A 25,921-nucleotide genomic window follows, 5' to 3' on the forward strand; every position below is an offset into this window, starting at 1 on the left:
TGCGCATGATTATTTCAAGGTCATTATTGGGGTACCAGTCATTTCGCTTGGTTGCTCCAAGCCTAGTAGGTGTAACATGGTTGGTGCCACATCGCTTAGGGTTTTACCACTGTGCGGTTGAGCATCTCGGCCTACATAGATAAACGGTACAGGTTCAGAGGTGTGAGCTGTATGTGCCTGACCCGTTTTGGCGTTGGTCATCTGTTCAGCATTTCCGTGGTCGGCTGTGATCAAGGCTTCGCCACCCACTTCTTGCAGTGCATTGAGTACTCGACCGATGCATTTATCGACGGCTTCACAGGCTTTTACCGCAGCGCTAAACACGCCAGAATGGCCTACCATGTCGCCATTTGGATAGTTGCAAATGATCACATCAAATTCACCGCTATGGATGGCTTCAACCAGTGTGTCAGTGAGTAGTTCAGAGTTCATTTCTGGTTGCAGCTCATATGTTGCGACTTGTGGAGAAGGGATGAGTTTACGTTGTTCACCTTCAAACTCGGCTTCTCTACCACCACTAAAGAAGAAAGTAACGTGCGCGTATTTTTCTGTCTCAGAGATACGTAACTGCGTTTTGTTATGTTTAGCTAGCCACTCACCCAGTACATTGTTCAGTGCCTCTGGTGCAAATGCTACAGGCGCTTTAATATCTGCTGCATATTCTGTCATCATTACAAAAGCGCTTAAGCTAGGGGCTGCCTTTTTGTTGAACCCTGTAAACTCTTCATCTACAAATGCACGTGTCATTTGACGGGCTCTATCCGCTCTAAAGTTCATAAAAATCAGCGTATCGCCATCGTTGATGGTTGCCGGTGTCGCATCACTAGGTTGGATAACACTGGCCTTAACAAATTCGTCGTTTTCATTACGTGCATAAGCGGCATTTAGTGCGCTAACGCCATCGGTGAAGGTGAATTCACCTTCTGCGCAAACCATTAAATTATATGCCGATTCGATACGCTCCCAGCGGTTATCTCTGTCCATCGCATAATAACGGCCAACGATCGATGCTAAGCGACCACAGTTAAGCTGTGCAAACACAGCTTCAATTCGTTCAATTGATGCTTGGGCGCTGCGCGGAGGTGTATCTCGGCCATCTAAGAAAGCATGAAAATAGACAGCCTTGGCACCGCGTTGTGCTGCTAGTTTAATACCCGCAACAATGTGATCTTCGTGGCTGTGTACACCACCTGGGCTCAGCAGTCCCATTAAATGAACAGCCTTTCCTGCTGCAACTGCTTTGTCAATGCTCTCTAGCAACACTGGGTTGTGCTCAAATTCACCATCATCAATAGCTTTGGTGATACGAGTAAAGTCCTGATAAACGATTCGGCCTGCGCCAAGGTTAACATGACCAACCTCTGAGTTACCCATCTGACCATCGGGAAGTCCTACGTCTAACCCTGAACCAGAAATGAGCGTACAAGGTTTAGTTTGCCATAAATTGTCTAGCACTGGGGTATTGGCCGCTAGAATAGCGTTGCTTTCGGTTTCTTCTCTATAACCCCAACCGTCTAAAATCATTAGAACTAGTGGTTTTTTTTGTGCTGTCATTTGGGCTCCTTTAGAACTTATCTCGTTATTTGTGTCTTAGAGATGGATTGACACTTAAGCACGACAAAATTATCGCTGTTAGCATACCTTGTTTTGTGTAAATATTCAGCCCTGTCGCTATGATTTATCCTCAACTTTGTGACTGTTATCAAGGTTGAGTGTTTAATACATTGCCATAACTGTTCGCCACAAAGGGCTATACCGAAAGGATCGCAAAATGTATACTGCGAGGCTATTCATTATAAGGATGCTTAGCCCCATTGAAGCAAAGCATTCAACACTGTTAAGTTGGAAGGTGCATGGAACAATACATCGAATTTATTGGTAATAATGCCATCTTGAGCATTATCTGGTTAGCTCTGGTGGTTATGATTGTCGCCAGCTGGTTTAAAAGTAAGTTTTCAGCAATTAGACAGATTAACCCTCAACAACTGACTTTGCTGGTAAACAGAGAAGATGCGCAAGTTGTAGATATTCGCCCTGTAAAAGAGTTTAACTCAGGTAGAATAGCAGGAGCGGTACAGCTAAGTGCAGAAAAAGCGAAACAAAGTGACTTTGCTGGCCTTGAAAAGCACAAAAACAAACCCATTATACTTGTGTGTACAACGGGAATGACTGCCTCAGGCATTGCAAACACCATGCATAAAGCAGGATACGAGCAAGTCTATGTGCTCAATGGTGGTATGGGGGCTTGGCAAAGTGCGGGCTTACCGACTACAAACGGAAAATAATTAGGAGCACATATGACTGAAGTTGTAATTTATACAAAAGACTATTGTCCTTATTGCCATCGCGCCAAAGCATTACTTGATGCTAAAGGTGTCACGTACACCGAATATGATATTGGCAAGCAGCCCGAGTTACGTGATCAAATGATAGAAAAAGCAAATGGCAGCTATACTGTGCCGCAGATTTTTATCAATAATAATCACATTGGCGGCTGTGACGATATGATGGCCATTGAAGCAAAAGGTGAACTTAACACCTTGCTTAATATTTAAAATTACATTTAATAAAATCAAAGAATCTAGGAACACTCATGACAGATCAAAATCAAAACGCAGCAGCGGAACAACAAGGCGCACAATTCAACATTCAACGCATTTACACAAAAGATGTTTCTTTTGAAACGCCTAACTCACCTGCGATTTTCCAAAAAGAGTGGACACCAGAAGTTAAGCTAGATATGGATACGCGTTCAGAAAAACTAGACAACAACATCTATGAAGTTGTACTTGCGCTAACTGTAACGACAACAATCGGCGAAGAAACCGCTTTCTTATGTGAAATTCAGCAAGCAGGTATTTTCTCTATTGCTGATATAGAAGAAGTACAAATGGCGCATATGCTTGGTGCATTCTGTCCAAATATTCTTTTCCCATATGCGCGTGAAGCTGTTGCAAGCTTGGTAAACCGTGGTACGTTCCCACAGTTAAACCTAGCTCCAGTTAACTTCGATGCGCTATTTGCTCAGTATATGCAGCAAAGAGCAGCGCAAGCAGAGCAAACTGCTGACGCTTAATCAATGAGTTCAGTTCAGTCAGCTGTAACTGTATTAGGGGCGGGGTCTTATGGCACCGCCCTTGCTATTTGTTTCGCCCGAAATGGCCATAAAGTGACATTATGGGGACGAAACAAAGACGACGTTGCGACGCTTGCAGCTGAGCGTAGAAACCAGCGTTATTTACCTGATTGTCAATTTCCTGAATCTTTGCAACTTGAAAGTGATTTGCAGCGTGCGGTACAGTCCAGTGAAATTGTGTTGCTGGTGGTCCCAAGCCATGCTTTTGCAGACACCTTAGCACTTATTCGTGATGATCTATTGCCAAATGCGAGAGTAGCTTGGGCAACCAAAGGGCTGGAACCAGATACGGGTCGCTTGTTACAAGAAGTCGCGCAGCAGCAGTTAGGGGAGTCAGTGCCTTTAGCGGTGCTTTCAGGGCCAACTTTTGCTAAAGAAATGGCTGCGGGTTTGCCAACCGCTATTTCTGTAGCAGCCACCGACACCGATTTTGCTTCTGAGCTTGCCAAGTTGTTACATTGTGGGCGTTCTTTTAGGGTCTACAGCAATGACGACTTCATTGGTATTCAGCTCGGTGGTGCCGTGAAAAATGTTATTGCGATTGGTGCGGGTATGTCTGACGGGTTTGGTTTTGGTGCCAATGCACGCACGGCGCTTATCACGCGTGGTCTTGCAGAACTTTGTCGTTTAGGTAAAGCACTCGGTGCACGCTCTGAAACCTTTATGGGTATGGCGGGTTTAGGTGATTTAATCCTAACATGTACAGACAATCAATCTCGTAACCGTCGCTTTGGTTTAGCACTGGGCAAGGGTCTTGATGTCGATGAAGCTATGCAGAGCATTGGTCAGGTGGTAGAGGGTTATCGAAATACCAAAGAGGTATATCTACTCGCCCAGCGCAGCGGCATTGAAATGCCAATTACTGAACAAATCTATCAAGTGCTGTATCAGCAAAAAGATGTTAAAGAAGCAGCCATGGCGTTGCTTGGAAGAGAGCAAAAAGCGGAGTAAACTCCGCTTTTTTTATGTCGCGTTAGCAAAGTCGAGTTGTCGCCACGACTCGTATACAAACACCGCAACCGCATTGGATAAATTCATGCTGCGACTGTCTGGACGCATGGGAATACGCAGACGCTGCTCTTCAGGCAATGAAAAAATAATATCTTCCGGCAAGCCCCTTGTTTCAGGGCCAAACAGCAAGCAGTCTCCCGGTTGGTATTCTGGTTGGTGATGGTATTTCTTACCTTTGGTTGTACACGCAAATACGCGTTTGGGGCTACAAGCTTTTAGGTAATCTTCAAATGAGGCGTGTCGTTGCACATTGCTAAACTCATGATAATCCAGTCCTGCACGTTTAACACGTTTGTCATCCCACTCAAATCCCAAAGGTTCAATTAGGTGTAGCGCATAGCCTGTATTGGCGCATAAACGAATAATGTTTCCCGTATTGGGTGGGATCTCAGGTTGGTAAAGCACAATATCTAACATAATAACCTCGAAAAATTAGCTGTGCTTAGTATAACCTGAACTCGGGATAAGCTACATGATACAGCACAGTACTTTATGCATATTTCTGCGTTGAATTCGCTAGTAATAGCGCGCTATTACGTACACGAACTCGCCTTGAACTACACAAAAATTACAGTACTGTATGCCTTCTTCTCATAATATTTTGATTTAATTAGTTTTCTCATGTCCATTATCCCAAGTTCAGGTTGTAGCGAAGTGATGGGGTGTGGGTAAGAAATGGTGTATTGTTTTACGCTTATATGTCATCAATATTTCACTTCATTTAGCTAAACTGTACACTATTGAAATGATAGGCACTTTTACAAATCTGCATGAAGCAGAAATCCAGGGGAAACGGTGAAACCAAGTTATGATGTACTTGTTCGCTTTGCGAGCATATTCACTATGGTGATGGTGAGTTTAATGATAGCGACCAAATGTTGGGCGTGGTTGGCTTCAGGAAGCGCGTCAATGTTGGGCTCTCTTACGGATTCTTTGTTGGATATTAGTGCCTCAATGATGAGTTTCTTGGTATTAAGTTATGCGCTTCGCCCAGCCGATGACGAACATCGCTTTGGTCACGGTAAAGCAGAAGCCCTAGCAGGATTAGGCCAAGCAGCATTTATTGCAGGCTCTGCCATCCTACTGACATTTCACGCCATAGAACGTATTTTCAACCCTGTTGTACTCAAGCACTCGCTGTTGGGCGTATGGGTAAGCTTGTTTGCTATCGTTTGTACTTTACTGGTGGTGATGGTCCAGTACCAAGTGGTCAAACGCACTCATTCTGTCGCAGTAAAAGCAGATTCATTGCACTACAAGGGGGATGTGCTATTAAACTTGGCGGTTTTGGTGGCTATTTTACTTTCTAATTACGGGATGTCTAAAGCCGATCCTATTTTTGCCATCGCCGTTGCTGGATACCTACTTTACAATTGCTGGGATATTGCAAAAGAAAGTGCGGGCCATTTAATGGACAAGGAGCTTCCAGATGAAGAAAAAGCGGAGATTGTGCTGCTTGCGTCGAGCCATGAGGATGTATATGGAGTACACGAATTACGAACTCGGCAAAGTGGTAAAGTCAAATTTATTCAATTACATCTAGAGCTTGATGATGATATGCCGTTGATGCGCGCCCATGCGGTCTCTGATGAGGTAGTTGAGATGATCCAACAAGCGTTTGAAGGTGAATTAGATGTTTTGATACATCAAGACCCCGTGTCTTTGGCGGTTAAAGCCAGATCATCACAAAACTGATAAAAATGTTCCATCACTGCATAACGGATTGTGTCTTGTTCGCATAGCAGTTCATGCCGTGCCCCTGCAAACGAGTGTAACTGAGCTGTAGGATGGTTTTGTGCAAATCGCTGCTGGGCATGATTATCAACGACATCATCTTGCTCAGCACTGGCAATAAATAGTGGGCAGTGAATTTCCAACTTAGGGATTGAGCTGATGAACTTAAAAGCTTGGTTGAGCCAGCCAAAACTGACGCCACCTAAACACAATTCAGCCTCGTTTTGATACAGCGTGCGAAAACGCTGATAGCGTGTATGACAGTGTGTAAGTTGGTTTTCATCAAATGGCAGGTTGAGATAGTTGCTTTGCCCAATGGCATAATATTTACTAAAGCCAAGCCAACAACCCATTTTAGCAATCCACTTCGCCAGTTTATACGGCGTATTGTGAGTGTGGATATCAAACATCGGGGCGGATAAGAATGCCCCGCTGATATGATTATCATGGCGGGCGAGATAGTCACATGTAATGGCCGCGCCCATTGAATGAGCGAGAATGAACAGTTCGCCTTTTTGTTGTGGTCGCACGATGTTATTGATGAATGTATTTAAGTCATCAGCATAGTCAGAAAACTTTCGCACATAACCAACCTGGGGGTTGCTTGTTAGCCGCTCAGATAGCCCTTGACCAATGTGATCATAAGTAAAAACAGCGATGTTGTTTTGTGCCAACTCCCACAGAAGTTCTTGATATTTCCACGCAGACTCAATACGCCCACTCACTAACACGACACTGTATTTGGCTGCTGCAGGTAAGTGATAGCTATAGAATAGCCGTCCAGAGGAACCTGCAAAATAGCCCTGTTGAGAGCGCTGCCAGTGCTTTTCTATGTCGCCGTTATGTAGTGCCAATGAGGCGCTGTAGCTATAAAAATTCATATTGGTAGTGTCATTATCACTAAGAGGCCATGAGGCTGATTGTGGTTAAACTGCAATGTACCATGGTGCGCGAAAATAGCACGTTTGGCAATGGCCAGGCCCAAGCCTATTCCACCGCTATCACGATTTCGCGACTGGCTAGTGCGATAAAAAGGCTGGCATAGCTGTTTCAGGGCTTCTTCTGACACGCCTTCACCATCATCCGCGATACAAATTTCAATTTGATTATTGGTTACCGTAAAGGATATATTTATAGTCTGCGCTGCATACTTGATGGCGTTACGGAGCACGTTTTCAATTGCGCTGCTTAGTAACTCTCCATCACATGATAGAGTTAACTCAGGTAATGTTGCAATGTGCAGCTCTTTACCCATCTGCTCGGCTTCAAATTGCGCATCAAGCAGTATGTTATCAAGTAATGTCGCCATACTTACCTGCTGTACATGCAGAGTCTGCTGCCCATGCTCTAAACGTGACAGAGTTAAGATATCAGACAGCATCTTGTCCAAACACTGGGCTTCTTTTTCAATTCTAGTCAAATAGGCGAGTTGTTGTTCATTGGCGTTGTCTTGTGCCAAAGCATTGGCCAGACTCAAGCGGGTGAGCGGAGAGCGCAGCTCGTGAGAAACATCCGCCAGCAGTTGTTTATGCGTGTTTACGCTTTGCTCAAGTTTGTCTGCCATGTGGTTGAAGTCATGCATCAATATTGTGACTTCATCGCGGCGATGCTTTGGAATTTGTACGCGGGCGGTAAGCTCACCCGATGCCAGTGCTTTAGCGCTGCTGCCCAACGAATTGAGTGGCGCGACTAGGCGGCGACTGAAAAGAATGCTCAATAATACAGAAGGTAATAGCACTGCGAGGGCTTTAAGCCAAAAGGGCAGCATCTTTATACGCATCAATAAAGGGGGCTCGCGTAGTGGCTTAATTTGGAATAGCTGATAACGTTCACCCTGTACATTGAGCTCAAAAGGGCCATAAGCAAAGTAGCGTTCCGTGGCGATAAACTGGGGAACCTGAGGTTCATCAAAGTGCAGTAATGACAGATCCAAATTATATTTGTTGGGTTGTGATGTCAGGCTTTGCTCTATGTTTGAATGGGCTAAATACAACCATTTATGCTCGTTAAAGCGAGGATGAGCAATAACTTTTGTAAGAGGTTTTTGTTTAACGTTTACCAGTCTTTCGATGTTTTGTTGCAGGTGCACCATCGAATTTAATAACTTACCTTTTAAGGCTTTAGTTTCAAGCCGCTCGGGTTGCAGTTGACTGAGCAATACGAGTAGCACCAAAATGCTGAAAATAGTGAGCCAGAAACTTAAAAAGGCTTGGAAAAACAGCCCCGATGGACTCATTTTCTGGCGTACTTTTTGACAATGCTGTTGCACCTTAGTGATCCAAGAAAACATAGCCGCTACCTCTGATGGTTTGAATACAGTTAGTCTCGGAATATTTGGCAATTTTCTTACGTAAGTTACTGACATGTACATCAATCGAGCGGTCAAAGGGGGCCAAGCGGCGACCAAGTACATGTTGGCTCAGTGCATCTTTACTAACTACTTTACCGACGTGGCTCATAAGCTGATGTAATACCGCAAACTCGGTTCCCGTTAGTGTGAGTTCATGCCCAGCAACGCAAACTCGGCGTGCTGACTCATTGAGTGTTACATGACTAATGCTTAGCAGTTGAACCTGTTGACTTGTTTGTTTGACGTAATCAATACGGCGGCCAATGGCATGTATTCGAGCAAGTAATTCTCTGTGGTTAAAGGGTTTTGGTAAATAGTCATCGGCACCTAACTCAAGACCAAATATGCGATCAAAGTCATCGCCTTTTGCGGTAAGCATGATAACTGGTGTTAAGTGTGTGGCCCTGAGTTTTTTAAGTACTTCAAAGCCATCTAACACAGGTAGCATGACATCGAGCAAGACAACATCAAAAGGTTCACTGGTAGCCAACTCTAAGCCCTGTTCGCCATCAAAGGCCTGCAATACTTCACAGCCTTGAGCTCTAAGATATTCAGCGAGTAAATCACTTAAGGTGTGATCATCTTCAATTAATAGCAGCTTACTCATAACGTCTTTTTTCTATGGGAGATAACAGTAGTTTACCTTGCAAAATATTAAATTGCAGATCTTTACATAGCCTTTACATTGCTTTGCGTTGCTTTGCACCCGAGCAATTAAGCTAACCATGTATGTTCACTAATAACCCAAAGGAACTCTTTATGAAAGTAACATCAACATTAAGTACATTGGCACTTACAGGCACATTATTATTCGCTTCTTTGGCTCAAGCAGGGCAGGGTCATCACGACAAGCACTTTTTATTGACAGAAAAAGCGGTCAAAAAGCTCAGCCTAAGCCAGGACCAGCAAGATAAAATAGCTCAGATCCTCGAACAGAAGAAATCAGCAATGAAAGCACTGAAAGCATCACGCGCAGAGTACAAAGATGATTTTAAGGCGCTGATGGAAAATGATTATTTTGACGAGCAACAAGCCAAAGCTTTGATTGCGAAAAGTAGCGAAGCGAAGGGTGAAGCACTGCTTGCTAAATTGAAGAGTAAGCATCAGATCAGACAGGTATTAAATCAAGAGCAGCGTGACAAGCTACAAAAGATTGCACATCATAAAATGAAAAAACACCACTGATATGTCTATTTTGCCGTTAGCCGATACGCTCGACTAACGGCCGTCTTTATTCTAACTATTGTTGAAAAAACGAATCATCATTTTTTGCTAACATGGCTTCGATGTCTTCAATCATTTCTTGTTGATCTTGGGTGCTCATCTGCGTATCTGACGTGATAGCCGTAGAGATTTTATTGTTTTCAAACGACCAGTCACCCAAGTCAATCAGTTGGCATCTTTTTGAACAAAAAGGTCGATTTGGGCTTTGCTCAGACCAAGTTACATCGGCTTGGCAAGTTGGGCATTTTACAAGCGTGGGCATAGGGTGCTCCCTTGGTGTATTTTGCCGACAGTCTAATTAAATTAACCCCCAGATGCCAGAGCCGTGTGACTAAAAGCTTGTTACGCGATTTATTTCAGTCAATGATGTGAGGCCTGACGCCGCTTTTTTCAGTCCAGATGTTCTTAAGTTTTCGTAGCCAAGCTGTTGAGCCATTTGCGCAATTTGCATAGAGTTGCCTCCAGACATGATTAATTGTGAAATTTCAGGTGTGATCGGGACCATTTCATAAATACCAACACGGCCTTTGTAACCATCGGTACAATGTTCGCAGCCCTGTGGGGCAAAAAGCGTAATGTTTGCGATTTGTGCTTCACTAAAGCCTTGCTTGAGCAACTCATCTTTAGGCAAAGTCTCAGGCTTTTTGCAATGATTACACAGACGACGGGCCAAGCGCTGGGCAATAATCAAGTTGACCGAACTGGCTACGTTGTAAGCGGGAACGCCCATGTTGAGCAGGCGTGTCAGTGTTTCAGGTGCTGAATTGGTATGCAGGGTGCTCATTACAAGGTGCCCAGTTTGAGCTGCCTTGATAGCGATTTCGGCGGTTTCTAAATCACGGATCTCACCGACCATGATGACATCAGGGTCTTGGCGCAAAAAGGCTTTGAGTGCATTAGCAAAAGTCATCTCAGCTTTTGGATTTATCTGAACCTGATTGATGCCTTCAAGGTTGATTTCAACAGGATCTTCCGCGGTGCTGATGTTTCGCTCAGGTTTATTGAGGATATTTAATCCTGTATATAATGAGACCGTTTTACCCGAACCTGTAGGGCCCGTCACCAAGATCATGCCTTGTGGTTGCGCTAACGCATCAAGATACATTTGCTTTTGTTCGCTCTCATAGCCCAGAGCGTCAATCCCCATCATGGCACTAGAGGAATCAAGGATACGCATTACTATTTTCTCGCCCCACATTGTGGGCATGGTACTGACACGAAAATCAATGCTTTTACGTTCCGATATTTTTAATTTTATACGACCATCTTGTGGCCTGCGTTTCTCTGCGATATCAAGGCGTGACATGACTTTGATGCGCGCGGCAAGCCTTGTAGACAAAGAGGTTGGTGGACTTGCCATTTCATGCAACAGGCCGTCAATACGAAAACGAATACGGTACTTATGTTCATAAGGTTCAAAGTGTAAATCAGACGCACCTTTTTTAATTGCATCCATCAAAATTTTATTGATATATACAATGATGGGTGCATCATCTTTGTCCTTTTCTTTGTTTTCAACGTTTTGTAGTGATTTTTGATCATCTTCGATGTCAAGGTTAGCAAACTCTTGAAACTCGTCTTCACTGAGCGAAAGCCCACTGGTCGAGTCAAAAAGTTGGTCAATTTTCTTTTCAAGTTGCTTATGGTCAACGACCACCACATCACACTGCAACCCAGAACTGAACTCAAAGTTTTCAAATGCCCCGTAATCGGTAGGATCAGACGCCGCGATATAAAGTTTACGGCCCTTTTTATAAAGGGGTAATACTTGGTGCTTGCGGATCAGCTTTTCATTGATAAGATTCTCAGGAATTTGTTCAATATCAAATTCACTCAGATCAAATAATGGCACTCGGAATAAATCTAGGCATTGAGCTGCCAGCTCTGAGCTTTTCATGCCGCTGCATAAACAAATCAGCTCAGCGGTTGATTGTGCTTCGCGTTGCTTATTCTTAATTTGCTCTGGGGTTACGCGACCAAGCGTAATAAATTTGCGTAATAATGGTGAGTGATGTTCCATAAGCCCTCAGATAAAGATATATCAACTACTTCAATCTACATCAATCAGTTATAAATAAACTTATGAACCTGCAACAAGCTTTTATTGAGTTAGCATCTATTTGCGCTCGGCGCCGTTAGCTTAGCTAGCATTATGAATGCGGTTTACTTGTTGAATGATTTAATGCAATAGAGACAAAGTTTTGATGTAACAATTCTAACTCATTATACATATCAGTTAATGATTTATCATTATTTAGTATAGTGTTTGCTCGTTTTTGTTTCTCAGAACGAGACATTTGTGCGGTGATGATTTTTTCCACTTGTTCAGTGGGAACATGGTCACGCGCAGCAGTGCGAGCTATTTGAATATGTTCAGGTACGTCAACCAACAACGTGTGATCGCAAAGCGCATCTAAGTTGTTTTCAAATAATAACGGTGCGGAGAGCACTACATAGGGGCCTTTGGCCTGATTAAGTTGAGCTAAGATCTCGCTACGGATCATAGGGTGTAATAATTGCTCTAACCACGTTTTAGCACGCTCATCGGCAAAGATCAGCTCGCGTAGTTTAGCTCTGTTCAAACTGCCGTCAGGCAAGAGCATATCTGCACCAAATTGATTGGCAATAGCATTGAGGCCCGGGCTGCCCTTGGCTACAACGTCTTTAGCGATGACATCCGCATCGACAATCACAATCCCTTTATCAGCAAGAGCATTACTGACAGCGGTTTTTCCGACACCAATGCCACCGGTGAGTCCTAACACCCAATTACTCATAATATCACTCACGCAAGAACTAGATTAAAATACCAACGTTCAATGGTGTCACCATATAACAGGGTTATCCACCCAGCAATGGCCAGATAAGGGCCAAAGGGAATGGGTGTGCTTTTGTCTTTGCCTTGCACAGCCAGCTGAATACTGCCTATTACTGCGCCCACGACGCTAGATAAAAGCACAATCGTTAAGATGGCTTGCCAGCCTAGTAGTGCACCAAAAATAGCGAGCAGTTTAAAGTCACCATAACCCATACCTTCTTTTCCGGTGGTCAATTTAAACAACCAGTACACACTCCACAAACTAAGATAGCCAACAGCGGCCCCTGTAATTGCGTCTTTGGGCGCAATAGTGAGTCCTTGCACACTGGCAAGGAGTACAAGCCACAGCAAAGGAAGGGTTATTTGATCGGGCAGTAGCATGTGATCAATATCTATAAAGATTAACGCTATCAATGCCCAGGTCAGCACTAAAAACAGTACACATTGTGGCGTTGCGCCAAAGTGCTGAGCAACGAACAAAGACACTAAAGCGGTACCGAGTTCCACCAATGGATAGCGTACTGAAATTGTTGTTTTACAGTGAGCACATTTGCCACGTAGTAAAAGCCAGCTAAGCAGAGGAATATTTTGCCAAAATTTAATTTTAGTGTTGCAGTTAGGGCAGTGGGAGCCTGGTGCGGCTAAATTAAATGTCTCTGCCTGAGCATGCTTAGGCTCGGGGCTTTCGTCACTTAGTATTAGTTTACATTCATCACGCCATTGCTTATTCATCATCACAGGCAGGCGATAAATGACCACGTTCAAAAAGCTACCAATGCATAGGCTGATTAAACCGACGCAGAGCAAAAAAAACCAAGTTTGAGCTTGCATTAACTGAAAAACATCTAGCATAACTGTTCTTATTTTTGTTTAGATTTTATGGGTCAGGTTAAATAACCGAACCCAACTGGAAGATAGGTAAATACATGGCAATGATAAGGCCACCAATCAGCACACCTAACACAGCCATAATTAACGGCTCAAGCAGGCTAGAGAGGCCGTCGACCAAATCATCTACTTCCTGCTCGTAAATATTGGCGACTTTTGCCAGCATGCTGTCTAGGGTGCCTGACTCTTCGCCAATAGCCACCATTTGGATCACCATATCGGGAAACACACTGGTATTTCTCATGGCCCAGTTCATTTGGTTACCCGAGCTGACTTCACTTTTTATATCTAAAATTGCATCTCGGAAAATGGCATTTCCCGAGGCGCCAGCAGCAGAGTCAAGTGCATCAATCAACGGCACCCCTGCTGCAAACGTTGTAGACAAGGTTCTGGCGTAACGGGCAACAGCGGCTTTATCAAGAATGGGTCCTACAACTGGTAGTGTTAGGAGTAACCTGTCGTTAAAACTACGTAGCGCTTTTGATTTAAAAAGCATCTCTTTGTAGAGATAACCACCAAAAAATAACACACCGAGCACCATCCACCAGTATTTTTGCATTACTTCTGAGATGGCGATAACCATAAGTGTGAAAGCGGGCAGCTCGGCACCAAAGCCATTGAAGATTTCTTGAAACTGCGGAACAACAAAGATCAATAGAATAGAGGTTACAATTAAGGCGACAACAATTACGGCAATAGGATAAAACAGCGCCTTTTTGATTTTTGACTTCAGTGCTTCTGCTTTTTCTTTGTAGATGGCGATACGCTCAAAAACATGGTCTAACGAACCTGACTGTTCACCTGATTGCACTAAGTCACAATATAAATCATCGAAATGACGAGGGTAGGCACGCAAGCACTTAGACAAGGGCTGGCCTGCACGTACTTCATCGGCAATGCTGGAGATCAGCTTTTTAAGGCTTTTATTGTTAATGCCAGAGCCTATCATGTCCAACACTTGAATAAGCGGTACGCCAGCGTTGAGCATCGTGGCGATTTGACGAGTGGTGACGGCGATATCTTTGGCGCTAATTTTCGGGCTACGGTTTAGACCAAAAATTGCTTTGGGTTTACGTTTTACTTTGGAGGGAGTAATACCTTGTTTGCGCAATTGTGCTTTAACCAAAGCTATGCTGGTGCCGGTCATTTCTCCTTCAAGGCGTTTACCTCGGGTACTGACGCCAACCCACTGGAACGTGTCTAAGGATTTTTCACCAGTATTTTTCGCCATGTTGCACCGCTTAGCTGTAAAGTAAGGAGAAAAGCAGTTGCTTAGCAACTGCTTTAAGGCTTTTAGTTTGTAGCCGCTGTTGCAGTACAGCCTTGAGGCACTAAGCTAGCATCCGTTAAGCTACTTACGCAGGTCCATTTAAATGCATTATCTGCGGTGTTAGGTGTAAACGTGAAAGTCTCACTTTGTAGTGCTGATACTGCATCGGTAGCATCCATAGTTACAACAATAACGCCGTTAGCCTGTACTTCTAATGCTGAATAGGTACCTGTCGCTGCTAAGTCAGTTAAAGATGGAGCAGTGTCTGCAGTTGGGTATGAACCATTGATTTGATGATATTCAGCAATAGCCGTTTTTGCACCGGCGGATAGAGAAACCGCTTCGGCTGCTTGTGAGCGAGCAACATAATCCTGATACGCAGGCAATGCCACAGCGGATAAAATACCAATAATAGCTACTACTATCATTAACTCAATAAGGGTAAAGCCACCCTGTTGTTGTCTTGCCATGATGTGTCTCCTAAGGAACTGTGTCTAACTCGGTAATTGTAAGTTAGAAAGATATTAAAATCTTTATGGTTTTGAAACTTAATAGCTTCAATTATAGGTGTTAAAAGCGCATGATTGCACGTTTGCTATTGAAATGCCGTATAAACTTAATAAATACGTTTTTTAATAGCTTGTTATCAAACTCATTCTTTCGTCGTATTTAACGGTTTCATAGCGCGCTTGTCAATCAATTAGAACCAATTATTCGCAATATTTAGAATAATTTATGCCTTTTGCTCAACAAAACGCATGGATAAGTCAATACTGCACAAGTGCTTTGTTAATGCGCCACTAGAAATAAAGTCGACGCCCGCTTGTGCATACGTTGTTAGGGTATCAAGTGTCATGTTACCTGAAACTTCCAGTTTTGCCTTGCCCTGAGTCAATTCAACGGCTTGTTTGATGTCAGTTACTGTGAAGTTATCTAACATGATGATGTCGGCACCGGCTTGTAGGGCCTGTGCAAGCTCATCTAGGCTCTCGACTTCCACCTCGACTGGCTTATTGGGATGGTTTGTTTTCGCTTTACTGACCGCATTGGCAATGCCACCGCAAGCTGCAATGTGATTCTCTTTGATCAAAAAGGCATCGAATAGACCGATACGGTGGTTTTTACCGCCACCACAGGTTACTGCATATTTCTGTAATGCTCTTAAACCCGGAATGGTTTTCCGCGTATCAAGTAACTGTGTTTGGCTACCCGCAAGCGCCTTTACGTAGTGAGCGGTTGTGGTTGCGGTACCAGACAAAGACTGAACAAAATTCAAAGCAGTACGCTCTGCTGTAAGAATCGAGCGAGCCGAGCCCGATGCAGTGAACAGCTTTGAGTTCGCACTCACGTGATCGCCATCGTCAACCAGCACTTCCACTTTAACTTGCGGGTCAACTTGTTTGAATACTTCAACAATGAGATCTTTGCCACAGAACACACAGTCTTCACGTGTGATCACATAGGCATTTGCTTGCTCCGTTTCAGGGATCAACTGGGCCGTGATATCTCCATCAGCTGCACACTGGTAATTAAGATCTTCGTTAAGTGCTTGTTTTACCAATTGGCTTATTAGTTCATTAGAGATAGGTTGGCTTTGCATAGTTCTGTCACTTGTGTTGGCTATTATGGGAGAGTGCGAATTTTACTGTGTTGCGCGCATTTACACAATCGCTGCTAGTGAATTAACATCAACCTTGATAAGGTAACAGTATGATTATTAGCGTTCATTTTATATTATGTCACTAGATTGGCTAAGCGCTGCTAACAGGCGGCCGTGTACTTATTACGACGATAGGCCTGAACAAGAAACGGTCTCATTGTTAGTGATCCATAACATCTCATTACCAGCGGGAGAGTTTGGTACTGCTTATGTGGATGAGTTGTTTTGTGGAACGCTTGAATGTGATGCACACCCCAGTTTTTGCGATTTAAAGGGGTTAGAGGTGTCTGCACACTGCTTTATTCGCCGCGATGGACAAGTGCTTCAGTATGTGCCGTTTAATAAACGTGCTTGGCATGCTGGTGTCTCTAGCTTTGAAGGTCGTCATCGGTGCAATGATTTTAGCATTGGCATTGAGCTTGAGGGGACGGACGATACGCCATATAGTGAGGCGCAATATCAAAAGTTGGTTGCGGTGACGAAGGAAATAATGGCAGCGTACCCAGCGATTACTAGGCAACGCATAGTCGGACATTGCGATATTGCGCCCGATAGAAAAACGGATCCTGGGCCGGCATTTCAATGGTCTGAATTTTTTCATCAACTTGAACAATAAAAGAGTTACATATGATTTTAATTTCCATCATTCTTGCGTTGGCGATTGAGCGGTTAGCTGCCAGAGGGAATTATTGGCAGATGAGCTTCTATACCAACGGGTATGTTGCACATAGTGTTGATAACAGCATGGTAAAAGGCCTGATGGGCTCAGGTGTTGGCGTGTTGATTTGGCTGGTTGTCCCCAGTATTTTGGTAGCCATTGTATACCACGTATTTGATATGGTGCTTGCACAACTTATTTTGAACACCTGTCTATTGCTGATTTGTATCGGTTGTGCGCATCAAAGGGTGCGTTATAAAGGCTATTTAAATGCCCTGACTCGGGGAGATAATGAAGCCGCAACTTTATACGCCTTACAAATGGGACAAAAACGTACAGAATTAGAGCAAGGTGGTGAGTGGTTTGGGCAAACTTTAGTGTGGATCAATTTTCGTCATTATTGCTGTGTATTATTTTGGTTTGTTATGCTTGGCGCTCCAGGGGCCGTGCTTTATGCCATAACCCGTAGTTTATTTGACGACATTGAAGACAATTCAGAACACCCACTCAAGGCACAATATAGCCGTTTTGAAACGATGTTACATTGGCTTGATTGGGTCCCAGCTCGGCTGACGAGCTTTGGCTATTTGATCATTGGTAACTTTTCTAAAGGTACCAGTTGTTGGCTTAAATATGTACTTGATTTCAACGTTTCAAATCGACATGTTGTCACATCTACGGCACTGGCAGCAGAGCAAATAGAGCAACAGTACGTTGGATGTACATATGAAGCAAGTTGTATGATGCGCTTAGTTAAACGCAACATACTGTTTTATTTGGTGCTAATCGCTTTGCTGACGTTATTTGGTAACTTGGCTTAACTCACCTATGTGATAAGTAACACTGGCGGTAAATGTGCAACTGGCACATTTACCGCGTTTGTTAACTCAGGAGGGTTTTTAGGTAGGTTTGTTTTCGCAATCTCATCGCGGTGATAAGTTTGCTATCAATGTCTAGGGTTCGCAGGTGCTCATCGGTCACATCAATCAAGTCACACACACCAGTTACTTTCCATAAGCCTTCTTCAAGTTCTTTTGCTTTATGTAAAGCATAGTGGCTCACATAACGCAGCTCATTGGCCAAATAATCCGTATCGGGTCGGCCTGTTTTTGATACATGCAGATGAAACACAAATAAAATATTCTTTGTGATGGCCTTTTTCTGGAACAAAAATAATGGTTCTTGCGGTTGGTCTTGCTCGATACATTGCCCTTTGAAGGCTTTGTTGATGTCCTTTTCCTGGCTATCGAATGCAACAAACAGCGTGTATTTGAGCGGTTTGCTTTTACGGCTGTGTTTACGCAGCGCTTCGGTTAAGTGATTTTCGATGAAGCTCGATGGGAACAGGGGTTTCATATTGAGTTGCCCTTGTTTACCGGTGTGATAATGCATTAATACGCGGTGTATCGGTGTAGGATACAACCCTATGCCTACCGCCCCAATCTTAAAGTGCGATGTTTCTTTATGTAAGTAAAATGGGAATTGGCATACGCTTTTGGTGATCATGTTTCGCAATGCGGTCGATAACCCTGGGATCCTAGGCGCTTCTTGGCAAGGCTGTAACTTGTCTTTGTTGTTATTAATCAATAGCTTGAAGAACTCACTGGCCACTTGAGGTAAGTCGGTCAGTTTGCTTACTTTAAGATTAATGATGGTTTTCGCTTTACTGATTGCAACGACCTCATAACGCAAGTTGCTCAAAGTATGTTGCTTAGTAATCTTTTGTAGGTCGGGTAAATCAAGGTGGATAATAGCACCCTTAGTTAAGGTCGTAGGTTGCGCAAGTTCTACTTGTAACCCCATCTCAGATAAGTCTAAGGTATGCCCTTGACATGGTTCAGCGCCATCTATGTGTAATACAACCGAGGTTTTATACAGATACCGCTTGTGTGCTCGCAGATTAATATAATCTAGAGAGATCACATTGAGCTTTGGTGGGTTGAGCGCTTTTCCTCGGCCAAATACTTTGAGCTGATTAACGAGGCTTTTGTCAAAGCTGACCTTTTGATAGGCCTCTTGTTGATACTGTGAAGAAATGTCAGTAATCAACAATAAGTACTTCACGTCTTGGATATGGCTTTGCACGCGTGGAGTTGGTCGCTTGTTCAGCTTTTCAATGTTTTTGCTGGCATTGGCTGGCAGTGATAATGGAATAAAGGCATCTTCATGATGGCTTGGCATGAGCTGAACTTTGTAAGTACGCCAACTGCTTTTTTGAGCGCCGTAGGCAACGAATAGATTACGCAAATCAGGTTGTTTGGCTAATTCAAAATCAAATGCTGAATAGTGGTATATTTTGCCATCTTTTATGTGCGTAAAGCTATATAATGTCGATTCTTTGACGGCATTCGAGAGTGCCAGTAGTGCTGCTAATCGAGGTTGCGAAAAAATTTGATACAAGCAGGATACTTTACGTTCGTCTTCAAAATAGTAATTAATAAATGCGTTATTTTCATTGGTTAACGCAATAGTGGGCAACAGGTGTTTGTCCTTTTGTGAAATAAACACAAAAAGTGAGTTAACCCTAGGTTGGTAATATTGCTCGTAACCCTTACAGGTTATAGCATCCATGGTATTATCTAAATTGACTTTATAGCGGCGTTTATTGCCGTGAATAAAGCTATTGAGAAACTCATCAAATGCACTACTGTTTTCTATAAAGGTTCTTTTCAACCTAACGTGCTGAAATCCAGAAGAAATTGGTTCAACTGCAATAACTTCATATTGGATCCCCTCTTTGAGTCCCAGCTCAAACTCTTGCTCAAGCCCTGTTAGCCTGACGCTGACCAATTGCCCAGGACTCACGCGCTCTTTTGCCGCAAGTTTAATTTTTGCACCGCTGAGTGAGATATCTGATGTGGTACCGGTGGCTTGGTGCCCTTTATTCAGCTCAATTGAAATTTTAATTGAGTAATTCATCCGCTCTTCAATGCGGCTTTCATAGGAGGCAAAGCGCACTAGCTTAGCGTGTTCTGGTTGTTTCTCTACAACATCTTGAACAAGACTTTCAGTATCTTGTGCTTTTTTCTGCATGACCCGAAAATTATTTTCGGTTTGCATTACTTCTTCATACACAGCGAGCGTATAGCCGCCATGACGTGCAATTTCACGCTCAAACACCTCGATGGCCAGGTCGTCCATAAAGTGTTGTTTACCTTCATATTCATAAGGCTTAACATCACCAGCAACTTGCCCTCGTAGGTCGATAAAACGGGCGATGGGTTGAGATAAGCGAGACATTTCCATTTTTAGCAAGAATCGGTCGGGTTTGGAAATATCCTTGGTCATCTGTTCAAACAGCTTATCGAAGTCGGGGTTACCCAACTGCGATTTTAACTCTTTGATCAGAGGTTGATACTTCTGTAGCTTATCTTCAGCCATAATGACCCATTAATTATCCGAGTTTAAGCCCTGAGGCTTATTAGTTATTATTTGTTATATCAAGCCAAAACTATGACAATATTAAATCATAGTTAATTAATTCTAAACAATTCTGTTAACTTCGTCTGCTATTGCAGTGGTTATATTGCACAGAGATTGAGTTAAAAGTACAAGCAAAAAGTGTGCCTTAAGTTATGGTTAAAAAGAAAACAGCCTTTGTGTGTAGCGATTGTGGTGCCGAATTTGCCAGATGGCAGGGGCAATGTTCAGAGTGTCGAGCTTGGAATACGGTGACAGAGTTTCGTGTGCCCTCGGTGAAGGCGCCTCCTCGTAGCGCTGCAATGGCCGGATATGCAGGGATGGTTGATGCGAAGGTACAAACGTTGGATGAAGTCAACCTTGAGAGCCTGCCACGTTTTAGTACTGGGTTTAAAGAGTTTGACCGTGTGTTGGGTGGTGGGGTGGTACCTGGCAGTGCCATTTTAATCGGCGGCTCACCTGGTGCGGGTAAGAGTACCGTCCTGTTGCAGACCATGTGTTTACTCGCACAGAGTATGAACACCTTATACGTAACCGGTGAAGAGTCATTACAGCAAGTTGCCATGCGAGCTCACAGATTGGGGTTGCCCACTGACAAATTACGTACTTTAGCCGAAACTAACGTAGAAACTATTTGCCAACTGGCTCTACAAGAAAAGCCCAGCATCATGGTCATCGACTCGATTCAGGTGATGCACATGAGCGATGTGCAGTCAGCACCTGGTAGTGTTTCTCAAGTGCGAGAAAGCGCCGCCTATTTAACCCGCTTTGCAAAACAAAACCAAGTCGCTATTTTTATGGTCGGCCATGTAACAAAGGATGGCAGTTTAGCCGGTCCGAAAGTATTGGAGCACTGTATTGATTGTTCAATTTTACTAGAAGGGAGTTCGGACAGCCGCTTTCGTACTTTGCGCGGCAACAAAAACCGCTTTGGTGCAGTTAATGAACTAGGTGTATTTGCGATGACAGGGCAGGGGCTTAAAGAAGTTAGTAACCCTTCAGCTATTTTTCTCAACCGAGGCGAAGAACAAACACCTGGGTCTCTTGTGATGGTGATTTGGGAAGGGACACGGCCATTGCTGGTTGAGGTGCAGGCATTGGTTGATTACTCCCAATTGGCAAACCCAAGGCGCGTTACGGTGGGCTTAGAGCAAAACCGTTTAGCTATGTTACTGGCGGTGTTACACCGCCATGGCGGGTTGCAAGTGGCGGATCAGGATGTGTTTGTTAATGTCGTGGGAGGGGTGAAAGTCTCAGAAACTAGCGCCGATCTAGCATTAATCGTTGCTTTGGTGTCAAGCTTTAAGAATTACGCGCTGGAGCGGCAACTTGTGGTGTTTGGTGAGGTTGGCCTAGGTGGCGAGATAAGGCCTGTTCCCAGTGGTCAGGAGCGTCTAAAAGAAGCTGCGAAGCATGGTTTTAAACGCGCGATTGTGCCCAATGCCAATAAACCAAAAGAGCCGATTGAAGGTATGGAAGTGGTTGGTGTTAATAGTTTAAGTGAAGCGCTAGAGGCGCTATTTTAGTAGGAATGAATAAATAATGAGAAAGATCCTATTGATGGTGATAGGCGCTGGATTAGTTACTTATGGGGCAGTGCAACACTTCGCCAACCAAGAAGCCGAAGAAGCGCTTAAAAAACAGCTGTCGCTAATCGAACTGCAAGAGCAGGTAGAGATCGACTATGCCAGTGTAGATGTACACCTACTCAGTGACAAAATAAGTGTCAGGGGCCTGGAAGTAAAAAATACGGCTCATCAAAAGATGGCGAGTGTTGAACTTATGTCTTTACAGGGTTTTCACCCTGATGAGGTCAGTGAATTTACCGAGGTGCGTTTAAAGGGTATGCGCTTAAATAAGGAAGCTTGGCAGCATCCAGCGACATTTCCGCCCCTATTACTGGGGAGTCGTTTTGATTTTGCTTTTGCGATGGCCTACGAACCAGACTCAGGAGCGCTTGAAATTAAGTTGGGAATGGAGGCAAAAAAGATCGTATCAATGGCGATGTCTGCCAACTTTAATAACTCGACATCTTTTATGGAAGCCTATCATGCACGTCGTCAACAACGGCTACAAATGGATACGCAAAGTCATGCATTAAATTCTCCCAGTGATTCTGGTCGTATATCAGATGCATGGATGCAGCTAGAGCCACGTGCTTTTATGTTAGAGGTAAATAGCCTCGGCCAGTTGTCAGATTTACTGGATCAGCATCTAAAAAATCAAGGGCTGGACAGAGAGGCATTTAAACAAATGTTTACTGAGCAAGTTTATAGCGCTGATTCTACACAAAAAGTCAAGGATGCGTTACTGGCATTCGCCGAGGGCCTGCAGAGATTGCACATATCGGCTCAGTTACCTGAGGGGATGAATTTTCCAAGCCTCACCACGCGGCTAAATGAGCTTTATGGTCAGCCTGAAGCCGCTGCAGACTTTCTTAATTTGAAAGTAGAAGGGTCATAAAGTGGGTCTAGTAATGAAAAAGGCCGCGATCAGCGGCCTCTTTCATTAACGTAAATAGATATCAGTGCAAAATCCTAGCTCGGATTGTGCCTTCAACGGCGCTGAGCTCTTTTAATGCCACCTCTGAGTGATCGCTGTCTACGTCAATTACCACATAGCCGATGGTATCATCGGTTTGTAGGTATTGCGCTGCGATATTAATACCATGTTGTGCAAATGCTTGGTTAATTTGCGTCAGGACGCCTGGGCGGTTCTGGTGCACGTGCAATAGACGACTACGATTTGCCAATTCAGGTAAGGCTACCTCAGGGAAGTTGACTGCACTTAAGGTTGAACCGTTGTCTGAGTATTTTGCGATTTTACCTGCCACCTCAATACCAATGTTTTCTTGTGCTTCTTGCGTAGAGCCACCCACGTGTGGCGTAAGGATAACGTTATCAAACTCACGCAGTGGAGAAATAAACTCTTCATCATTTGATTTAGGCTCCACAGGGAACACATCAATAGCAGCGCCGGCAAGCTTTTTATCTCTTAGCGCCTCTGCCAGAGCGTCGATGTCTACAACGGTACCGCGTGAAGCGTTGATCAGGATAGCGCCTTGTTTCATCACTTCAAGCTCAGCCATACCGATTAGGTTTTTAGTTGAAGGGGTTTCTGGGACGTGTAGGCTAACTACGTCAGAACGCTGTAATAGCTGTGTCAGGTTTTGAATTTGTTGAGCATTACCAAGCGTAAGTTTGTCTTCGATATCATAAAACTCAACTTTCATACCGATGTTTTCAGCCATAATGCCAAGTTGTGTGCCGATATGTCCGTAACCTATGATACCAAGTGTTTTTCCACGAGCTTCGTACGAGCCTACAGCCGATTTAAACCATTCGCCACGGTGCGCCATGGCATTACGCTGTGGAATACCACGAAGGAGCAACAAGATTTCCCCCAATACTAACTCAGCCACAGAACGCGTATTTGAAAACGGCGCGTTGAATACGGCAATACCACGCTCTTTCGCTGCCTGTAAATCTACTTGGTTAGTGCCGATACAAAAACAACCTACAGCAACGAGCTTTTCTGCGGCATTGAGCACAGCTTCTGTTAAATGGGTGCGAGAGCGGATCCCCACAAAGTGGGCATCCTTAATTCGCTCTTGCAATTCACTTTCAGGTAACGATGTTTTGACATAATCAATGTTGCTGTAACCGTTACGCTTTAGAGTTTCGACGGCACTTTGGTGCACACCTTCTAACAGCAAAATTTTGATTTTCTCTTTGGCTAACGATACCTTACTCATGACTCATTCCTATTTAGCTGATTTTAGGACCCTCAGGGGTTCCTGTGATAACAATATCGGCACCACGGTGCGCAAATAAGCCGTTGGTTACAACGCCGACAATCTGGTTTATGTTTTCTTCTAACTGCTTTGGCTCTTTGATTTGCAGATTGTGCACATCAAGGATGACATTGCCGTTATCGGTAACAACTCCTTGTCTATAAACGGGATCACCACCCAGTTTTAATAACTCTCGCGCCACATAGCTGCGAGCCATCGGGATCACTTCAACAGGTAATGGGAAGGCACCCAAAGTCTCTACATGTTTAGTGTTATCCACGATACAAATAAATTGTTTTGCTACTGCTGCTACGATCTTTTCGCGTGTTAACGCTGCGCCACCGCCTTTGATCATGTCGTGGCTAGCATTGATTTCATCAGCGCCATCAACATACACGTCTAGTTGGTCAACGTCGTTAAGTTCAAATACCTCAATACCCAGTGCTTTTAGCTTTTCAGTGGATGCCTCTGAACTGGAAACCGCCCCTTTAATTTGTTCTTTGATACTACCAAGGGCATCAATAAAGTGGTTGACGGTTGAACCTGTGCCTACACCAACAATGGTATCTTTTTTTACATATTCCAACGCAGCCCAGGCTGCGGCTTTTTTCATTTCATCTTGGGTCATTACGTAATTCACTGTGTTGTCAAATTGAACACTTAGAGTATACCGTAATTGTTTGTGTAGAATGAGTCTGAATACCCTTTACCATTGATAAAATTTGCTGGGCGTGATGATCTGCTGTAATGGCACATCCCAAGCCTGTATTGGCAGCTTTTCAACCTGCTGACAGTCGTGAGCTAAGCCAATAAGCTCTGGCTTTTTCATTTGCTCACGATAGTAACGCGCCAACGTCTTATCGTAGTAGCCGCCCCCCATGCCTAAGCGGTTACCTTCTTTATCAAAAGCCACAAGGGGCATTAAGAGGTAATCCAGCTCATATAAAGGACAAATATGACTGCAATTCAACTGTGGCTCCAAGATAGCATAGCGATTCTGTGTCATGGGTGAATTATTTTCATACCTCTGGAATAGCAATGTTGTGCCGTTAAAGGGGTGTATTACGGGCAGGAAGACTTGATGTCTTTTCTTGTTAAGTGATTGAATTAAAATGGATGTATCAAGTTCTCCATCGTTACTGAGATAGAGGCCAATCCGGGCGTTATTTGGGAGTTTTTTGTGTTGAAAAAAATTAATATTAATTTTTTTCGCGGCTTGTTCCTGCTCTAAATTACTTAAATTTCTTCTCGCATTTCTAATATTCTTGCGGATTTCTGAACGTGAAAGAGAAGATTGTTCGGCATTGTACATGGCGCCTCTGCTATAAATTAAACCACTGAGGGTAGATTATGGCCAGTGCTAATACGGTTAGCAGCACGATAAGGGTGGCCGCTAAGGTATATTGGAGCTTGCGGGTTGGTATTTTTTTGACGGGCTCTAAATCAAGGTCTAGCTCTTCAAATAGTTCATCTTCTTGCCAGCTATCTGGTTTTGAATCGTCTTTGTCTTCATCAGATGAGTTGCCTAAGCGATGTTCTATTTCTTCAAGGCGCTCCTCAATACGAATTAAGCTACTGGTAATGTAATCTAGTGCTTCGAACACTCGCTCATCTTTTTGACTTTGAGGGCTGGTATCAGCTGGTGGCTCAACGGCGACAAGCTTAGCTTTAACACCCATTCTTTCCAACAACTTTACCTGCTTTAACGATTTACTTTGCTCAGCAGGCGCAAAAAGAGGTTTTTTGGCAAGAAAGGCCTCAACCTTTTGTGGTGCAATATTGAGTTTAGAGCTTAAAGTTGTCACAACCTCTTCGGCTGATGTAGTGCTTTGTAAACCGATAAACACGACTCGATACTTTTGTGACATGATAGTTCCTAAAGCTATGCTAATGCTTTGAGTATACCGAATTTTTTGTATGTTGCGAATGCGTTATCGAGAGGCGAGGGGGAAGATGATG

The 25,921-nt window shown here is 43.8% G+C and carries 27 protein-coding genes; 10 read left to right on the forward strand and 17 right to left on the reverse strand.

The window, feature by feature from the left end; translation table 11 throughout:
* Positions 1 to 9: 9 nt before the first annotated feature.
* The gene (gpmM, locus tag L1070_RS07255) at positions 10 to 1,554 is read right to left on the reverse strand and encodes a 2,3-bisphosphoglycerate-independent phosphoglycerate mutase (RefSeq protein ID WP_237125048.1); all 1,545 of its coding nucleotides are present in this window, start codon (positions 1,552 to 1,554) and stop codon (positions 10 to 12) included.
* A 299-nt stretch (positions 1,555 to 1,853) separates the two neighbouring features.
* Between gpmM and L1070_RS07260 the strand changes: the two genes are divergently transcribed.
* Genes L1070_RS07260 through gpsA form a run of 4 tightly spaced genes read left to right on the forward strand, consistent with a single transcriptional unit; the run spans position 1,854 to position 4,087 of the window.
* Positions 1,854 to 2,285, forward strand: a complete 432-nt coding sequence (locus tag L1070_RS07260) for a rhodanese-like domain-containing protein (RefSeq protein ID WP_070985798.1) — start codon at positions 1,854 to 1,856, stop codon at positions 2,283 to 2,285.
* A gap of 12 nt (positions 2,286 to 2,297) precedes the next feature.
* Entirely contained in the window at positions 2,298 to 2,555 is a 258-nt protein-coding gene (gene grxC / locus L1070_RS07265) for a glutaredoxin 3 (protein WP_070985797.1), read from the forward strand.
* 38 nt (positions 2,556 to 2,593) lie between these two features.
* Positions 2,594 to 3,076, forward strand: coding sequence for a protein-export chaperone SecB (gene secB / locus L1070_RS07270; RefSeq protein WP_070985796.1), 483 nt, complete (start codon positions 2,594 to 2,596; stop codon positions 3,074 to 3,076).
* Between the two features lie 3 nt (positions 3,077 to 3,079).
* The gene (gene gpsA, locus L1070_RS07275; protein ID WP_070985795.1) at positions 3,080 to 4,087 is read left to right on the forward strand and encodes an NAD(P)H-dependent glycerol-3-phosphate dehydrogenase; all 1,008 of its coding nucleotides are present in this window, start codon (positions 3,080 to 3,082) and stop codon (positions 4,085 to 4,087) included.
* Between the two features lie 12 nt (positions 4,088 to 4,099).
* Here gpsA and trmL read toward each other — a convergent pair whose 3' ends face one another.
* Entirely contained in the window at positions 4,100 to 4,564 is a 465-nt protein-coding gene (trmL, locus tag L1070_RS07280; protein WP_070985794.1) for a tRNA (uridine(34)/cytosine(34)/5-carboxymethylaminomethyluridine(34)-2'-O)-methyltransferase TrmL, read from the reverse strand.
* A 444-nt stretch (positions 4,565 to 5,008) separates the two neighbouring features.
* Between trmL and L1070_RS07285 the strand changes: the two genes are divergently transcribed.
* Positions 5,009 to 5,842: a cation diffusion facilitator family transporter gene (locus L1070_RS07285; protein ID WP_237125161.1), complete on the forward strand. Its 834-nt coding sequence runs from the start codon at positions 5,009 to 5,011 to the stop codon at positions 5,840 to 5,842.
* Here L1070_RS07285 and L1070_RS07290 read toward each other — a convergent pair.
* The 3 genes from L1070_RS07290 to L1070_RS07300 are packed head-to-tail and all read right to left on the reverse strand — an operon-like array spanning position 5,794 to position 8,838.
* Entirely contained in the window at positions 5,794 to 6,762 is a 969-nt protein-coding gene (locus L1070_RS07290; protein ID WP_237125049.1) for an alpha/beta fold hydrolase, read from the reverse strand. The genes L1070_RS07285 and L1070_RS07290 overlap by 49 nt on opposite strands.
* Positions 6,759 to 8,171: an ATP-binding protein gene (locus L1070_RS07295; RefSeq protein WP_237125050.1), complete on the reverse strand. Its 1,413-nt coding sequence runs from the start codon at positions 8,169 to 8,171 to the stop codon at positions 6,759 to 6,761. Before L1070_RS07295 ends, L1070_RS07290 begins: the two co-directional genes overlap by 4 nt.
* Complete coding sequence (locus L1070_RS07300) at positions 8,152 to 8,838, reverse strand: response regulator transcription factor (RefSeq protein ID WP_237125052.1); 687 nt, start codon at positions 8,836 to 8,838, stop codon at positions 8,152 to 8,154. The genes L1070_RS07295 and L1070_RS07300 overlap by 20 nt, the downstream gene beginning before the upstream one ends.
* A 152-nt stretch (positions 8,839 to 8,990) precedes the next feature.
* Between L1070_RS07300 and L1070_RS07305 the strand changes: the two genes are divergently transcribed.
* Positions 8,991 to 9,416, forward strand: coding sequence for a Spy/CpxP family protein refolding chaperone (locus tag L1070_RS07305; protein ID WP_070985790.1), 426 nt, complete (start codon positions 8,991 to 8,993; stop codon positions 9,414 to 9,416).
* A 55-nt stretch (positions 9,417 to 9,471) separates the two neighbouring features.
* Here L1070_RS07305 and yacG read toward each other — a convergent pair whose 3' ends face one another.
* From yacG to nadC, 7 genes are all read right to left on the reverse strand, one after another.
* A complete protein-coding gene (gene yacG / locus L1070_RS07310; protein WP_070985789.1) occupies positions 9,472 to 9,717 on the reverse strand; it encodes a DNA gyrase inhibitor YacG in 246 nt (81 codons plus the stop codon).
* Positions 9,718 to 9,786: 69 nt separating this feature from the next.
* Complete coding sequence (pilB, locus tag L1070_RS07315) at positions 9,787 to 11,475, reverse strand: type IV-A pilus assembly ATPase PilB (protein ID WP_237125053.1); 1,689 nt, start codon at positions 11,473 to 11,475, stop codon at positions 9,787 to 9,789.
* Positions 11,476 to 11,605: 130 nt separating this feature from the next.
* A complete protein-coding gene (gene coaE, locus L1070_RS07320) occupies positions 11,606 to 12,232 on the reverse strand; it encodes a dephospho-CoA kinase (protein WP_237125054.1) in 627 nt (208 codons plus the stop codon).
* Between the two features lie 8 nt (positions 12,233 to 12,240).
* Positions 12,241 to 13,125, reverse strand: coding sequence for an A24 family peptidase (locus L1070_RS07325; RefSeq protein WP_237125055.1), 885 nt, complete (start codon positions 13,123 to 13,125; stop codon positions 12,241 to 12,243).
* Positions 13,126 to 13,162: 37 nt separating this feature from the next.
* Positions 13,163 to 14,392, reverse strand: coding sequence for a type II secretion system F family protein (locus L1070_RS07330; protein ID WP_070985786.1), 1,230 nt, complete (start codon positions 14,390 to 14,392; stop codon positions 13,163 to 13,165).
* Positions 14,393 to 14,454: 62 nt separating this feature from the next.
* Positions 14,455 to 14,901, reverse strand: coding sequence for a pilin (locus L1070_RS20335; RefSeq protein ID WP_070985785.1), 447 nt, complete (start codon positions 14,899 to 14,901; stop codon positions 14,455 to 14,457).
* Positions 14,902 to 15,164: 263 nt separating this feature from the next.
* Positions 15,165 to 16,031 carry a carboxylating nicotinate-nucleotide diphosphorylase gene (nadC, locus tag L1070_RS07345; RefSeq protein ID WP_237125056.1) on the reverse strand — a complete coding sequence of 289 codons (867 nt, stop codon included), beginning with the start codon at positions 16,029 to 16,031 and terminating at the stop codon, positions 15,165 to 15,167.
* A 136-nt stretch (positions 16,032 to 16,167) separates the two neighbouring features.
* Here nadC and ampD point away from each other — a divergent pair, with 136 nt between their 5' ends.
* Positions 16,168 to 16,707: a 1,6-anhydro-N-acetylmuramyl-L-alanine amidase AmpD gene (ampD, locus tag L1070_RS07350; RefSeq protein ID WP_237125057.1), complete on the forward strand. Its 540-nt coding sequence runs from the start codon at positions 16,168 to 16,170 to the stop codon at positions 16,705 to 16,707.
* Between the two features lie 11 nt (positions 16,708 to 16,718).
* Positions 16,719 to 17,570, forward strand: a complete 852-nt coding sequence (gene ampE, locus L1070_RS07355) for a beta-lactamase regulator AmpE (RefSeq protein ID WP_237125059.1) — start codon at positions 16,719 to 16,721, stop codon at positions 17,568 to 17,570.
* A 61-nt stretch (positions 17,571 to 17,631) separates the two neighbouring features.
* Here the strand turns inward: ampE and L1070_RS07360 are convergent, their stop codons facing one another.
* Positions 17,632 to 20,130 (reverse strand): PilZ domain-containing protein, encoded by a 2,499-nt coding sequence (locus L1070_RS07360; protein WP_237125060.1) that lies wholly within the window; start codon positions 20,128 to 20,130, stop codon positions 17,632 to 17,634.
* A 194-nt stretch (positions 20,131 to 20,324) separates the two neighbouring features.
* Here L1070_RS07360 and radA point away from each other — a divergent pair, with 194 nt between their 5' ends.
* Together radA and L1070_RS07370 are read left to right on the forward strand one after the other, a co-directional pair.
* Positions 20,325 to 21,695, forward strand: coding sequence for a DNA repair protein RadA (gene radA, locus L1070_RS07365; protein WP_070985780.1), 1,371 nt, complete (start codon positions 20,325 to 20,327; stop codon positions 21,693 to 21,695).
* Between the two features lie 16 nt (positions 21,696 to 21,711).
* Entirely contained in the window at positions 21,712 to 22,632 is a 921-nt protein-coding gene (locus L1070_RS07370; RefSeq protein WP_237125061.1) for a hypothetical protein, read from the forward strand.
* 61 nt (positions 22,633 to 22,693) lie between these two features.
* Here the strand turns inward: L1070_RS07370 and serA are convergent, their stop codons facing one another.
* The 4 genes from serA to L1070_RS07390 all read right to left on the reverse strand — a co-directional run bounded on the left by serA (position 22,694) and on the right by L1070_RS07390 (position 25,830).
* Positions 22,694 to 23,923 carry a phosphoglycerate dehydrogenase gene (gene serA, locus L1070_RS07375; RefSeq protein ID WP_070985778.1) on the reverse strand — a complete coding sequence of 410 codons (1,230 nt, stop codon included), beginning with the start codon at positions 23,921 to 23,923 and terminating at the stop codon, positions 22,694 to 22,696.
* A 13-nt stretch (positions 23,924 to 23,936) separates the two neighbouring features.
* The gene (gene rpiA, locus L1070_RS07380; RefSeq protein ID WP_237125062.1) at positions 23,937 to 24,590 is read right to left on the reverse strand and encodes a ribose-5-phosphate isomerase RpiA; all 654 of its coding nucleotides are present in this window, start codon (positions 24,588 to 24,590) and stop codon (positions 23,937 to 23,939) included.
* 78 nt (positions 24,591 to 24,668) lie between these two features.
* A complete protein-coding gene (locus L1070_RS07385; protein WP_070985776.1) occupies positions 24,669 to 25,274 on the reverse strand; it encodes a 5-formyltetrahydrofolate cyclo-ligase in 606 nt (201 codons plus the stop codon).
* 10 nt (positions 25,275 to 25,284) lie between these two features.
* Positions 25,285 to 25,830, reverse strand: a complete 546-nt coding sequence (locus L1070_RS07390) for a hypothetical protein (RefSeq protein WP_237125063.1) — start codon at positions 25,828 to 25,830, stop codon at positions 25,285 to 25,287.
* Positions 25,831 to 25,921: the final 91 nt, after the last annotated feature.

This window comes from Pseudoalteromonas sp. MMG022 (genome assembly GCF_021654245.1).
Classification (GTDB): Bacteria; Pseudomonadota; Gammaproteobacteria; order Enterobacterales; family Alteromonadaceae; genus Pseudoalteromonas; species Pseudoalteromonas amylolytica.

Excerpts from the sequence above, each read along its gene's own strand:
- gpmM (WP_237125048.1), bottom strand. The coding sequence starts at position 1,554 with ATGACAGCACAAAAAAAACCACTAGTTCTAATGATTTTAGACGGTTGG.
- L1070_RS07260 (WP_070985798.1), top strand. The coding sequence starts at position 1,854 with ATGGAACAATACATCGAATTTATTGGTAATAATGCCATCTTGAGCATT.
- grxC (WP_070985797.1), top strand. The coding sequence starts at position 2,298 with ATGACTGAAGTTGTAATTTATACAAAAGACTATTGTCCTTATTGCCAT.
- secB (WP_070985796.1), top strand. The coding sequence starts at position 2,594 with ATGACAGATCAAAATCAAAACGCAGCAGCGGAACAACAAGGCGCACAA.
- gpsA (WP_070985795.1), top strand. The coding sequence starts at position 3,080 with ATGAGTTCAGTTCAGTCAGCTGTAACTGTATTAGGGGCGGGGTCTTAT.
- trmL (WP_070985794.1), bottom strand. The coding sequence starts at position 4,564 with ATGTTAGATATTGTGCTTTACCAACCTGAGATCCCACCCAATACGGGA.
- L1070_RS07285 (WP_237125161.1), top strand. The coding sequence starts at position 5,009 with ATGATAGCGACCAAATGTTGGGCGTGGTTGGCTTCAGGAAGCGCGTCA.
- L1070_RS07290 (WP_237125049.1), bottom strand. The coding sequence starts at position 6,762 with ATGAATTTTTATAGCTACAGCGCCTCATTGGCACTACATAACGGCGAC.
- L1070_RS07295 (WP_237125050.1), bottom strand. The coding sequence starts at position 8,171 with ATGTTTTCTTGGATCACTAAGGTGCAACAGCATTGTCAAAAAGTACGC.
- L1070_RS07300 (WP_237125052.1), bottom strand. The coding sequence starts at position 8,838 with ATGAGTAAGCTGCTATTAATTGAAGATGATCACACCTTAAGTGATTTA.
- L1070_RS07305 (WP_070985790.1), top strand. The coding sequence starts at position 8,991 with ATGAAAGTAACATCAACATTAAGTACATTGGCACTTACAGGCACATTA.
- yacG (WP_070985789.1), bottom strand. The coding sequence starts at position 9,717 with ATGCCCACGCTTGTAAAATGCCCAACTTGCCAAGCCGATGTAACTTGG.
- pilB (WP_237125053.1), bottom strand. The coding sequence starts at position 11,475 with ATGGAACATCACTCACCATTATTACGCAAATTTATTACGCTTGGTCGC.
- coaE (WP_237125054.1), bottom strand. The coding sequence starts at position 12,232 with ATGAGTAATTGGGTGTTAGGACTCACCGGTGGCATTGGTGTCGGAAAA.
- L1070_RS07325 (WP_237125055.1), bottom strand. The coding sequence starts at position 13,125 with ATGCTAGATGTTTTTCAGTTAATGCAAGCTCAAACTTGGTTTTTTTTG.
- L1070_RS07330 (WP_070985786.1), bottom strand. The coding sequence starts at position 14,392 with ATGGCGAAAAATACTGGTGAAAAATCCTTAGACACGTTCCAGTGGGTT.
- L1070_RS20335 (WP_070985785.1), bottom strand. The coding sequence starts at position 14,901 with ATGGCAAGACAACAACAGGGTGGCTTTACCCTTATTGAGTTAATGATA.
- nadC (WP_237125056.1), bottom strand. The coding sequence starts at position 16,031 with ATGCAAAGCCAACCTATCTCTAATGAACTAATAAGCCAATTGGTAAAA.
- ampD (WP_237125057.1), top strand. The coding sequence starts at position 16,168 with ATGTCACTAGATTGGCTAAGCGCTGCTAACAGGCGGCCGTGTACTTAT.
- ampE (WP_237125059.1), top strand. The coding sequence starts at position 16,719 with ATGATTTTAATTTCCATCATTCTTGCGTTGGCGATTGAGCGGTTAGCT.
- L1070_RS07360 (WP_237125060.1), bottom strand. The coding sequence starts at position 20,130 with ATGGCTGAAGATAAGCTACAGAAGTATCAACCTCTGATCAAAGAGTTA.
- radA (WP_070985780.1), top strand. The coding sequence starts at position 20,325 with ATGGTTAAAAAGAAAACAGCCTTTGTGTGTAGCGATTGTGGTGCCGAA.
- L1070_RS07370 (WP_237125061.1), top strand. The coding sequence starts at position 21,712 with ATGAGAAAGATCCTATTGATGGTGATAGGCGCTGGATTAGTTACTTAT.
- serA (WP_070985778.1), bottom strand. The coding sequence starts at position 23,923 with ATGAGTAAGGTATCGTTAGCCAAAGAGAAAATCAAAATTTTGCTGTTA.
- rpiA (WP_237125062.1), bottom strand. The coding sequence starts at position 24,590 with ATGACCCAAGATGAAATGAAAAAAGCCGCAGCCTGGGCTGCGTTGGAA.
- L1070_RS07385 (WP_070985776.1), bottom strand. The coding sequence starts at position 25,274 with ATGTACAATGCCGAACAATCTTCTCTTTCACGTTCAGAAATCCGCAAG.
- L1070_RS07390 (WP_237125063.1), bottom strand. The coding sequence starts at position 25,830 with ATGTCACAAAAGTATCGAGTCGTGTTTATCGGTTTACAAAGCACTACA.